At 74.3% G+C, this 10,620-nt stretch carries 15 protein-coding genes; 14 read left to right on the top strand and 1 reads right to left on the bottom strand.

Annotated features, from left to right (window positions below):
* The 13 genes from PAI11_RS27045 to PAI11_RS10330 form a co-directional block, all read left to right on the top strand.
* Positions 1–192: hypothetical protein (locus PAI11_RS27045; protein WP_040599750.1), on the top strand; the 192-nt coding region annotated here is incomplete at its 5' end.
* A 91-nt stretch (positions 193–283) separates the two neighbouring features.
* Positions 284–1,285, top strand: coding sequence for an aldo/keto reductase (locus PAI11_RS10385; protein WP_007574048.1), 1,002 nt, complete (start codon positions 284–286; stop codon positions 1,283–1,285).
* A gap of 123 nt (positions 1,286–1,408) precedes the next feature.
* Positions 1,409–1,837, top strand: coding sequence for an NfeD family protein (locus tag PAI11_RS10380; protein ID WP_040599748.1), 429 nt, complete (start codon positions 1,409–1,411; stop codon positions 1,835–1,837).
* 143 nt (positions 1,838–1,980) lie between these two features.
* Entirely contained in the window at positions 1,981–2,874 is an 894-nt protein-coding gene (locus PAI11_RS10375) for an SPFH domain-containing protein (protein ID WP_007574041.1), read from the top strand.
* A gap of 109 nt (positions 2,875–2,983) precedes the next feature.
* Positions 2,984–3,511 (top strand): SRPBCC family protein, encoded by a 528-nt coding sequence (locus tag PAI11_RS10370; protein WP_007574040.1) that lies wholly within the window; start codon positions 2,984–2,986, stop codon positions 3,509–3,511.
* 74 nt (positions 3,512–3,585) lie between these two features.
* The gene (ffh, locus tag PAI11_RS10365; protein WP_138974216.1) at positions 3,586–5,004 is read left to right on the top strand and encodes a signal recognition particle protein; all 1,419 of its coding nucleotides are present in this window, start codon (positions 3,586–3,588) and stop codon (positions 5,002–5,004) included.
* A 171-nt stretch (positions 5,005–5,175) separates the two neighbouring features.
* Positions 5,176–5,463 carry a 30S ribosomal protein S16 gene (rpsP, locus tag PAI11_RS10360; RefSeq protein ID WP_050897199.1) on the top strand — a complete coding sequence of 96 codons (288 nt, stop codon included), beginning with the start codon at positions 5,176–5,178 and terminating at the stop codon, positions 5,461–5,463.
* A 26-nt stretch (positions 5,464–5,489) separates the two neighbouring features.
* On the top strand, positions 5,490–5,741 hold the full coding sequence (locus tag PAI11_RS10355) for a KH domain-containing protein (protein WP_007574034.1): 252 nt from the start codon (positions 5,490–5,492) through the stop codon (positions 5,739–5,741).
* A 2-nt stretch (positions 5,742–5,743) separates the two neighbouring features.
* Entirely contained in the window at positions 5,744–6,385 is a 642-nt protein-coding gene (rimM, locus tag PAI11_RS10350; RefSeq protein ID WP_007574032.1) for a ribosome maturation factor RimM, read from the top strand.
* 4 nt (positions 6,386–6,389) lie between these two features.
* Positions 6,390–7,118, top strand: coding sequence for a tRNA (guanosine(37)-N1)-methyltransferase TrmD (gene trmD / locus PAI11_RS10345; protein WP_007574030.1), 729 nt, complete (start codon positions 6,390–6,392; stop codon positions 7,116–7,118).
* Positions 7,119–7,229: 111 nt separating this feature from the next.
* On the top strand, positions 7,230–7,784 hold the full coding sequence (rplS, locus tag PAI11_RS28475) for a 50S ribosomal protein L19 (RefSeq protein ID WP_007574028.1): 555 nt from the start codon (positions 7,230–7,232) through the stop codon (positions 7,782–7,784).
* A gap of 114 nt (positions 7,785–7,898) precedes the next feature.
* On the top strand, positions 7,899–8,567 hold the full coding sequence (gene lepB / locus PAI11_RS10335; protein WP_211656579.1) for a signal peptidase I: 669 nt from the start codon (positions 7,899–7,901) through the stop codon (positions 8,565–8,567).
* A gap of 114 nt (positions 8,568–8,681) precedes the next feature.
* The gene (locus PAI11_RS10330) at positions 8,682–9,479 is read left to right on the top strand and encodes a ribonuclease HII (protein WP_007574024.1); all 798 of its coding nucleotides are present in this window, start codon (positions 8,682–8,684) and stop codon (positions 9,477–9,479) included.
* 69 nt (positions 9,480–9,548) lie between these two features.
* Here PAI11_RS10330 and PAI11_RS10325 read toward each other — a convergent pair whose 3' ends face one another.
* Positions 9,549–9,953 carry a YraN family protein gene (locus PAI11_RS10325; protein WP_007574022.1) on the bottom strand — a complete coding sequence of 135 codons (405 nt, stop codon included), beginning with the start codon at positions 9,951–9,953 and terminating at the stop codon, positions 9,549–9,551.
* A gap of 178 nt (positions 9,954–10,131) precedes the next feature.
* Between PAI11_RS10325 and PAI11_RS10320 the strand changes: the two genes are divergently transcribed.
* Positions 10,132–10,620 (top strand): magnesium chelatase domain-containing protein (locus PAI11_RS10320; RefSeq protein ID WP_280109760.1); only part of this gene is annotated, 489 nt, incomplete at its 3' end.

Below are 10,620 nucleotides of genomic sequence, written 5' to 3'. Positions count from 1 at the left end.
GCCGGGGCGGCGGTCGCGGTCCTGCCCGAGAGCCTGACCGGCGACGGCGGCGTCCACGTCGAGCGGCTCGACTCGGTCGCGCCGCGGCGGATCGTGGCGCTGCTGGCGCCGCGGCCGACCCGCGCGGCCGCCGACATGGGCGCGATCCTCCGCGACCTGGCGCGCCGGCGCGGGTCGGTCGCCGCGGCCTGACCGACGCCGGGCGAGGGCTATCGCCAACGCCTCTGACCTCATCGCCAACGGGCGTTGGCGGCCGGGGCCGGCCGCTCCTACCGTGGTCTCCATGACCTCCAACGACAGCGTCCCCCGGCGTCGGATCGGCCAGGACGGCCCGCTCGTGGCCGCGGTCGGGCTCGGCTGCATGGGCATGACCCGCGCCTACGAGACCGACGACGACGAGCCGCGCTCGATCGCGACCATCCACCGTGCGATCGAGCGCGCGGCGGCCGCCGGCACCCGGCCGCTGATCGACACCGCCGAGCTCTACGGGGCCACCGCCAACGAGCAGCTGGTCGGCCGCGCCCTGACCGGGCGCCGGGACGAGGTCGTCCTGGCCACCAAGGTCGGGCTGGTGTCCGTCCCGCCGAGCGCGGAGCTGCCGCTCGGGATCGCCCGCGACGCGCGGCCGGAGCGGATCGCGGACGCGGCCGAGGCGTCGCTGCGGCGGCTCGGGACCGACGTGATCGATCTGTACCAGCTGCATCGCGTCGACCCGGCGGTGCCGATCGAGGAGACCTGGGGCGCGATGGCCGAGCTGGTCGCGCGCGGCCTCGTCCGCCAGCTGGGCCTGTCCGAGGTCACGGTCCAGGAGGCCGAGCGGGCCCACGCGATCCATCCGGTCGCCTCGATCCAGTCGGAGCTCTCGCTCTGGAGCCGCGAGCCGCTCGAGGACGGCGTGCTGGCCTGGACCGCCGAGCACGGCGCCTCGTTCCTGCCGTACTCGCCGCTCGGTCGCGGCGTCCTGACCGGCGCCGTCGACGTGGCCGCGCTCGGGCAGGACGACTTCCGGTCGCTGCTGCCGCGGTTCCAGGGCGAGGCGTGGGAACAGAACCGCCAGGCGGTGCAGGTGGTGGCCGAGCAGGCGCGGCGGCTGGAGGCGACGCCCGCCCAGGTCGCGCTCGCCTGGGTCCTGGCCCAGGGCGAGCAGGTGATCCCGATCCCGGGGACCACGCGGCCGGCGCGCTACGACGAGAACCTGGCCGCCGCCGCCCTGCGGCTCGACGACGAGGCCCGGGCGGCGCTCGACACGACGACGGCCGCGGTCGGCGGCACCGTCAGCCCCTAGCCCGCGCCGCCGTGGCCGGCGGCCCGGCCGCCCGCGCGGCGACCGGGTCCGGCGCGGCCGGCGGGAGGGGCGTGGCGCGATGCCGCTCCCGCCGCGCCGCCCGCACGACTACGCTTCGTGGCGATGGACGACTGGATCATCTGGTTGCTGATCGCCGTCGGCTTCGGCGTCGCCGAGTCGCTGACGCTGTCGCTGTTCCTGGCGCCGTTCGCGGCCGGGGCGCTCGGCGCCACGGTCGTCGCGGGCGCCGGGGGAGACCTGGCCCCGCAGGTCGCGGTCTTCGCGGTCGTGACCGCCGTCTGCATGCTGCTCTTCCGGCCGATCGCCCGCCGCCACCTGCGCCAGCCGTCGACGACCAAGACCGGCACCGCGGCGCTGGTCGGACGGACCGCGCTCGTGCTCGAGCCGCTGACCGGGCCCGAGGGCCTCGGCCGGATCCGGCTCGAGGGCGAGGTCTGGACCGCCCGCGCCGAGGACCTGGCCGAGATCCCCGCCGGCCACACGGTGACGGTGCTGGAGATCCGCGGCGCGACCGCGATCGTCTCGGACTGAGCCGGATCCGGCCCTCGTGGCGCGCGGCCGCTTGGGCCGGACCGGCTGACGGGCGCCGCACGAGCGACTAGTCTCCGGGCCGCCGAGCCCGCGCGACCGACGCGGCGGCCGGCAACCCGACGCTGAACCTCCAGGAGTCCCCCGTGGTCATCGCCATCCTCGCCGTCCTCGTCCTGTTCGCCCTGCTGCTGGCGGCCAAGACGGTCCGGATCATCCCCCAGGCACGAGCGGGCGTGGTGGAGCGCCTCGGCCGCTACCAGCGGACGCTCGAGCCGGGGCTGCGGATCACGGTGCCGTTCATCGACCGGCTGCTGCCGCTGCTGGACCTGCGCGAGCAGGTCGTCAGCTTCCCGCCGAACGCGGTGATCACCGAGGACAACGTCTCGGTCGGCATCGACACCGTCCTCTACTTCCAGGTCACGGACCCGAAGGCGTCGACCTACGAGGTCGCCAATCCGATGCAGGCGATCGAGCAGCTGACGGTGACGACGCTGCGCAACGTGATCGGCGGCCTGACGCTCGAGCAGACGCTGACCTCGCGCGACGAGATCAACAACCAGCTGCGCACGGTCCTCGACGAGGCGACCGGCAAGTGGGGGATCCGCGTCGGCCGCGTCGAGCTGAAGGCGATCGATCCGCCCGGCTCGATCCAGGAGGCGATGGAGAAGCAGATGCGGGCCGAGCGCGACCGCCGCGCCGCGATCCTCACCGCCGAGGGCTACAAGCAGAGCCAGATCCTGACCGCCGAGGGCGAGAAGCAGTCCGCCGTGCTGAAGGCCGAGGGCGCCAAGACCTCGGCGATCCTGCGGGCCGAGGGCGAGGCGAAGGCGATCGACACCGTCTTCCGCGCGATCCACGAGGGCCGGCCGGATCAGGAGCTGCTCAGCTACCAGTACCTGCAGATGCTGCCGGAGCTGGCCAAGGGCGAGGCGAACAAGGTCTGGGTGATCCCGTCCGAGTTCACCAAGGCGCTGTCGGGCATCGGCGGCGTCCTCAACCCGGGCGACAAGCCGCCGACCAGCGGGCCCGCCTCCTAGCCCTCGCCCGGCGACCCGTCGACGCGACCCGGCCTGGCGCGGACGCCCGTTCGCGCCGGACCACCGGGCTCGTCGCCGCGATCGCCGCCTCCGGTCGTCGCCCCGTCCGATGCACTGGATCCAGCGCAGCATCGAGCTGCCGCTGCCGCCGGCGGCGGCGTTCCCGCTGACCGTCGAGCCGGGGACGATCGACGGCTGGTTGGTCCAGGTCCGCGAGGTCCGGCCGCGCGGGTTCCTGCACTTCCGCCCGCGGGTCCGCCACGGCGGCGTCTCGCTGGTGCTGGACGTCCACGTCCTGCGGGCGATCGTCCCCGACCTGGTCGAGGTCGCGGTCGGCTGGCGCGCGGTCACCGGCCGCGTCCTCCTGGAGCTGGCCGCGACCGACGACGGCGGCTCGCTGGTCACGATGCGGATCGGCCTCGACCTGCCGCTGAGCCTGCGGATCGCCCAGCGCGGGATCGCGACCGAGCTCTCGCGGATGATGGCCGTCGACCTGCGGCGCCTACGGCGGCTGGCCCGCGAGGCCTCCGGCGAGCGGGCGGCGGTCGAGGAGGAGCTGCAGGACGAGGCGGCGGGGGACGATCCGGCGGAGGAGTGGGACGACGACGGGGCCGGAGGGCCGAGCGCCGGCGGCTGAGCGCGACCCGACCGTCGGACGGCCGCCCGCCACGCGGCCGACGACGACCGCGCCGTGCGACACTGACGGCTCCCGTGTTCGACGCCCTCTCCGAGAAGCTCCAGGCCACGCTCGACGACGTCCGCCAGCGCGGCACGCTCACCGAGTCCGACGTCAACGCCGCGATGCGCGAGATCCGTCTCGCGCTGCTCGAGGCGGACGTCAACTTCAAGGTCGTCAAGTCGTTCACGAACACGGTCAAGGAGCGGTGCCTCGGCGCCGACGTCCTCGGCCAGCTGAACCCCGGCCAGCAGGTCGTCGGGATCGTCCACGAGGAGCTCGTCAGCCTGCTCGGCGGCGAGTCGATCGAGCTGGAGTTCTCGCCGCGCCCGCCGACGGTGATCCTGATGTCGGGCCTCCAGGGCTCCGGCAAGACGACCGCGGTCGCCAAGCTGGCGAAGCACCTCAAGGAGGAGAAGGGCTCCTCCGTCGCGCTCGCCGCCTGCGACGTCCAGCGCCCGGCCGCCGTCGAGCAGCTGCGGCTGGTCGGCGAGCAGGCGGGCGCCACGGTCTACGACCGCGGCACCGAGCTGCCGGCCGTCGACGTCGCGCGCTGGGCGCTCGACCAGGCCAAGCAGGACGGCAAGGACGTCCTGATCGTCGACACCGCCGGCCGCCTGCATGTCGACGCCGAGCTGATGGCCGAGCTGGTCGCGATCCGCGACGCGGTTCGCCCGCAGACGGTGCTGCTGACGGTCGACGCGATGACCGGCCAGGACGCGGTCAACGTCGCCGAGCAGTTCTCCGCCGCCGCCGGCTTCGACGGGGTCGTGATGTCGAAGCTCGACGGCGACGCCCGCGGCGGCGCGGCGCTGTCGGTCAAGGCGGTCACCGGCAAGCCGATCCTGTTCGCCTCGACCGGCGAGAAGCTCGGCGACTTCCAGGTCTTCCATCCCGACCGGATGGCCCAGCGGATCCTCGGCATGGGCGACGTCCTGTCGCTGGTCGAGAGCGCCCAGCGGCAGTTCGACGAGAAGGACGCCAAGGACCTCGAGCGCAAGTTCCGGCGCAACGAGTTCACGCTCGAGGACTTCCTCAAGCAGATGAAGATGATCCGCCGGATGGGGCCGCTGTCGAAGGTCCTCGGGATGCTCCCCGGCGTCGGCGCCCAGCTCGACGGCGCCAACATCGACGACCGCGAGATGGACCGGGTCGAGGCCATCATCCTCTCGATGACCGTCAAGGAGCGCCGCAGCCCCGAGCTGATCAAGGGCTCGCGACGGCTGCGGATCGCCAAGGGCTCGGGGACCAGCGTCCAGCAGGTCAACCAGCTGGTGAAGAACTTCCAGCAGATGCGCAAGGTCATGAAGCAGATGACCAAGGGCGGGATGCGCGACATGGCCGGCCTGATGGGCCAGGCCGGCGGCCCGGGTGGGCTGCCCGGCGGTGGCGGCGGTGGCAACGCCGCCGGCGTGCGCGGGGCCAGCCGCGCCGCGCGGCGCCGCAAGCGCTAGCCGGACGCGGCGGCGACGACCCGGAGCGGCGGCCACGTCGACCGGCGCGTCGCGGCTGACGCCGGTGCACCGAGACGCATCGGCCGTCGCTTGTTCGCTAAGGTCCCCTGTCTTGGCGCCGGGCGTTCCCGTTCGCGTGCGCCTCTCCGTTAGAAGAACTGAAGGGCATTCGTGGCTGTCGCATTGAGGCTCACCCGCGTGGGGGGCAAGAAGAACCCGGTCTGGCGCATCGTCGCCACCGATTCCCGCAACAAGCGCGACGGTCGCGTGATCGAGACCATCGGTCGCTACAACGCCCAGACCGAGCCGTCGACGATCGTCCTCGACGAGGAGCGCGTGCAGCACTGGCTCAGCGTCGGCGCTCAGCCCTCGGACGCGGTCAAGAAGCTCATCCGCATCCACGGCCGCGCGGCGCAGGCGCCCGCGGACTCGTCGTCGCCCGCCACCAGCGCGGCCTGATTCCGTCGCCTGGTCGGGAGCCTGCCGTGATCGACGAGCTCCTGGCCGATCTGACCCGTGCGATCGTCGACGATCCGGACGCGGTCGCGGTCGAGCGGATCGAGGAGGACGAGGACGGCACCGTCGTCCTCGAGCTGCGGGTCGCCGAGGGCGACTACGGCAAGGTGATCGGCCGCGGTGGTCGCACGGCGTTCGCGCTGCGGACCGTGGTCAAGGTCGCCGCCGCCCATCAGGACCAGCGCGTCCTCGTCGACATCGTCGACGACGACGAAGACTGAGCGTGGCCGCCCACGCCACGCCCGGGCCGGCGGACGGCCCGCGGTCGTCCGCGGCCGCGCAGCCGCCGGTCGCGGATCCGCCTCCCGACGCCGCGTCGCCGGACGCCGCCGAGGCGGCGCCCGAGGGGATGGTCACCGCCGGTCGCGTCGGTCGCGCCCACGGGCTCGACGGCAGCTTCTACGTCACCCGCCCTCGCGCGCGGCTGCTGGACGGCGCCGACGAGGTCACGATCGCCGGCGTCCTGCGCCAGGTCGAGCGGCGCACCGGCACGGCGACGAAGCCGCTGCTGCGGGTCGCCGGGATCGGCGACCGGTCGACGCTGGATGCCGTTCGCGGGGCCGAGATCTACGTCCCGCGCGCGCAGCTGCCCGAGCTGCCCGAGGACGAGTACTGGCCCGAGGACCTGGTCGGGATCGCCGTTCGGTCGCGTGCTGGGGCGAGCGTCGGCGAGGTGGTCGCCGTCCGCGACCTGCCCTCCTGCGACGTGCTCGAGGTCCGTCGCCCCGACGGCGGCGAGCTGCTGGTGCCGCTGATCCACGACGCGGTCCCCGACCTGGACGTCGGCGGCCGCGTGGCGGTGGTCGACCTGGCCTTCCTCGGCGAGGACGAGCCCGGCGCCTCGCCGGTCGCCGAGGTGGGGTGAACCGGTGCAGCTCGACGTCCTGACGCTCTTCCCCGAGTGGTTCGGCTGGTTCCGCGAGCAGCGCCACGTGCGCAACGCGCTCGAGGCCGGCCACGAGCTGCGGACCTTCAACCCGCGCGACCACACCGAGCTCTCCGGCCGCCAGGTCGACGACACGCCGTTCGGCGGCGGCGCCGGGATGGTGCTGCGGGTCGACGTGATGGACCGGGCGCTGTCGACGATCTACGGCCAGGACCCGGTCGAGCTGCGCCGGAACCGGCGCGTGATCGCGCTGACCCCGGGTGGGCGCGTGCTCGACGACCGCTTCGTCGACGAGCTGGCGGCCGAGGAGGAGGGCATCACCCTGCTCTGCGGCCGCTACGAGGGCTTCGACGAGCGGATCGTCCAGCACTTCTGCTCGGACACGCTCTCGGTCGGCCGCTACGTGCTGGCGGGCGGCGAGCTGGCGGCGATGGTCGTCGCCGACGCCGTCCTGCGCAAGCTGCCGGGCGCCCTCGGGCACGAGCACTCCGCGGTCGAGGAGAGCTTCAGCGCCGCGCTCGACGGCGATCCGGAGTACCCGCACTACACCCGGCCGGCGGAGTACCGCGGCTGGAAGGTGCCCGACGTGCTGCTCTCCGGGCACCACGCCGAGATCCGCAGCTGGCGCCGCGCCCGCAGCCACGAGCGCGGCGACGAGGGCTCGCGCCTGGAGCGCGACGACGACTCCGCGCCGGGCCAGCAGCCGGGCTGATCCACGGAGCGGCGAGGGGCACCGCGCGCCGAGGCGGTCCTCCGCTAAGGTGGTGCATCTTGCCCGGTCCGCGCGCTCAGTTGCGCTCCCCGACCTTCCGGGCCCTCGCCGATGACGACCGTGATCGAGAAGCTCGAGCGTAGCCAGCTCCGCTCCCAGCCTGATTTCCAGCCCGGCGACCGGGTTCGGGTCCACTTCCAGGTGATCGAGGGCACCCGCCGTCGTACGCAGGTCTTCGAGGGCATCGTCATCAAGCGCCAGGGCCACGGTGCTCGCGAGACGTTCACCGTCCGCAAGCAGTCCTTCGGCGTCGGTGTCGAGCGCACGTTCCCGCTGAGCTCGCCGAAGATCGAGAAGATCGACGTCGCCGCCCGCGGCGACGTGCGGCGCGCGAAGCTCTACTACCTGCGTGGTCGCGTCGGCAAGGCCGCCCGCGTCCGCGAGAAGCGCTACGTCGCCCCCGAGGCCGACGTGGTCGCCGCGGCGCCGGTCGCCGAGGAGCCCCCGGTCGACGAGGCCCCGGCCGCCGAGGCCGTGGTCGAGGAGGCCGTCGAGGCCCCGGTCGTCGACGAGGCTCCGGTCGCCGAGGCGCCCGAGGCCGTCGCCGACGAGGCTCCGGCGGCCGAGTCGGACGCCTCCGGCGACGACGCTCCCGCCCAGGCCTAACCGCCTCGAACCGCCGTGGCCGACCAGACTCCTGCCGGCCCGGTGGGCGGCACGGGCGGCGAGACCCTCGAACAGGACGCGCGTCCGCAGGTCGCGGCGCGCGCCGGTGACCGCGTGACCAGCAGCAAGAAGAAGCGCCGGATCAACCCGATCGTCGAGCTCGTCGGCCTGGTGGCCATCGCGCTGCTGCTGGCGCTCGGGATCCAGGCCTTCATCGTCAAGCCGTACCAGATCCCCAGCGGATCGATGATCCCGACGCTGACCGAGGGCCAGCGCGTCCTGGTCAACCGGATCTCGACCCGCCTGGGCAGCGATCCGAAGGTCGGCGACGTCCTGGTCTTCCACCCGCCGAAGGGCGCCGAGCCGAGCAAGTCCGGCTACCGGGGGTCGAGCGACTCCGAGGGCCTCTGCGGCGTCCGCGGCAACATCGAGTCCGGCGAGCCGTGCCCGCAGAGCATCGGCGGCGAGTGGGGCGACGAGAACTACATCAAGCGGGTCGTCGGGGCTCCCGGCGACACGATCGCGATCCGCAACGGTCGCGTGATCCGCAACGGCAAGGCGACCCGCGAGCCGTTCATCAGCTCGACCTGCGACGGCGAGGGCACCGGGACCGCCTGCCAGCTGCCCAAGACGATCACCGTCCCCAAGGGCAGCTACTACATGATGGGCGACAACCGCGGCGAGTCCAACGACAGCCGCTACTGGGGCCCGGTCCCGCGCGACTGGATCGTCGGCGAGGCGTTCGCCACCTACTGGCCGCCCGGCAAGATCGGCGGCCTGTAGGCCCAGGGGGTCCCGGCGCCGTGAGCGCCGGGCGCAGCCCCGGTCGCGAGCGTTCGGGCCGGCGGATCGGAGGAGCCCGACGGCCGTCCGCGTCGACCGGCAGAGTGTGGGGCTGTGAGTCGCGGCCGCAAGCTCGTCGAGCACGATCGACGCCTCGGCACCCGCCTGGTCGCGGGCGCCGACGAGGCCGGTCGTGGTTGTCTGGCCGGCCCGCTCGTCGCGGGCGGCGTGCTGCTGGACCTCGATCGGATCGGTCCGCGCGAGGTCCGGGCGCTGGGGGCGCTGGACGACTCCAAGCGCCACACGCCGGAGGAGCGCGAGCGCCTGCTGGCGGTCGTGCTGCGGATCGCGGTTCGGGTGGCGGTCGTGACCCGCAGCGTCGAGGGACTCGATGCCCGCGGCCTGCACGTGACCAACCTCGAGGCGCTCTCGACGGCCGCCGGCCGCGTCGCGCGGCCCGGCACCCTCTGCCTGATCGACGGCTTCCGGGTTCCCGACAACGGCCATCCGCAGCGGGCGATCGTCGGCGGCGACGGCCGCAGCGCCGCGATCGCCGCGGCGTCGATCGTCGCCAAGGTCACGCGCGACCGCTTCATGCGGCGCGCGGCCGAGCAGCATCCGCACTGGGGCTTCGACGTCCACATGGGCTACGCCACGCCCGCCCACCGGGACGCGATCAACCGCCACGGGATCTCGGCCCTGCACCGGCGCTCGTTCCGCTCGGTCGCCTACGCCGCCGCCGGGATCGAGATCCCGCGCGACGAGAACGGCCGGCCGGTCGCCGCCGGGAGCGGCGCGACCACGACCACGACCACGACCCTGGTCACGCCTGCCACCGGGTCCGCGACCGCGGCTCCGCCGGCCGAGGGTCCGTGGCCGGCCGCCGGCCCGGCGTCGATCGCCGCTGACTGAGGGCCCAGCCGCGACGGCGCCCGAGCGGGGACGCTTCCGGCGTGAGGGCGGCCCGTGGGGGCTCGGCGGTCAGAAGGCGCCCTCCAGGTGGTCGAGGCGCACGAGCCGGCCGCGGCGATCGATCAGCACGCCGATCGCGTCGAACCGGATGTCGATCGCGGGCGGTCGCTGGCGGCGCTCCGCCAGCCAGGCGGCGGCCAGCCGGCGAACCTGGTGCTGCTTGCGCCAGTGCAGCGACGTCCACGGCGACGCCGAGCCGGTGGCCCGGCGGGCCTTGACCTCGCAGAAGACCAGCGTCCGGCCGTCGTGGGCGATCAGGTCGATCTCGCCCCAGCGGGTGCGGGCGCGGGTCTCGATCGTCGCGTAGCCGAGGCGCTCGAGGTGCTCGCGCGCCAGCCGCTCCCCGAGCGCCCCGAGCGCGGGGCGATGGTCGACGGGTCGGTCGGCGGAGGGGCCGGGGGAGGAGTCGGGCACGACCACGACGCTAGGCGCCGGCGCGTGCCGCGTGGGTGGCCGAACGTGCCGGTTCCGTGCCGATCCACGCGCGACTTCGCGACGCCCCGCGGACGGCACGAAGCGCGTGCGCGATCGGCACGGAATCGGCACGAACGACCCCCAGATCCGGCACGGGCCCGCGGCCTACGGTGGCGGCATGCTCGCTCGCGTCCAGACGTTCACGATCGACGGCCTCGAGCCGCGGCCGGTGGCCGTCGAGGTCGACGTCCGCCCCGGCCTGCCGTCGTTCACGATCGTCGGTCTCGGCGACCTGGCGGTGCGCGAGGCTCGCGAGCGGGTACGGGCGGCGCTCGGGAACCAGGGCTACGAGCTGCCGCAGCGACGGATCACCGTCAACCTGGCGCCCGCGAGCCTGCCGAAGGGCGGCCCGGGCTTCGACCTGCCGATCGCGATCGGGCTGCTCGCGGCCAGCGGCCAGGTGCCGGTCCGCGACCTCGACGGCGTCGCGGTGGTCGGCGAGCTGTCGCTCGGCGGGGCGATCCGGCCCGGCCGCGGCGCGCTCGTGGTCGCCGAGGGCGCCCGCGCGGCCGGGCTCCACGCGGTCGTCCTGCCCAGCGGCCAGGCCGACGAGGCGGCGCTGGTCCCGGGACTCGCCGTCCGCGGCGTCACGACCCTGCGGGAGGCC

The organism is Patulibacter medicamentivorans, from assembly GCF_000240225.1.
GTDB classification, from domain to species: Bacteria; Actinomycetota; Thermoleophilia; order Solirubrobacterales; family Solirubrobacteraceae; genus Patulibacter; species Patulibacter medicamentivorans.
Note: the sequence above shows the minus strand (reverse complement) of the source record. Positions and strands in the feature narration are given on the sequence as shown.

Excerpts from the sequence above, each read along its gene's own strand:
- PAI11_RS10370 (WP_007574040.1), top strand. The coding sequence starts at position 2,984 with ATGCACTGGATCCAGCGCAGCATCGAGCTGCCGCTGCCGCCGGCGGCG.
- PAI11_RS10380 (WP_040599748.1), top strand. The coding sequence starts at position 1,409 with ATGGACGACTGGATCATCTGGTTGCTGATCGCCGTCGGCTTCGGCGTC.
- rplS (WP_007574028.1), top strand. The coding sequence starts at position 7,230 with ATGACGACCGTGATCGAGAAGCTCGAGCGTAGCCAGCTCCGCTCCCAG.
- PAI11_RS10385 (WP_007574048.1), top strand. The coding sequence starts at position 284 with ATGACCTCCAACGACAGCGTCCCCCGGCGTCGGATCGGCCAGGACGGC.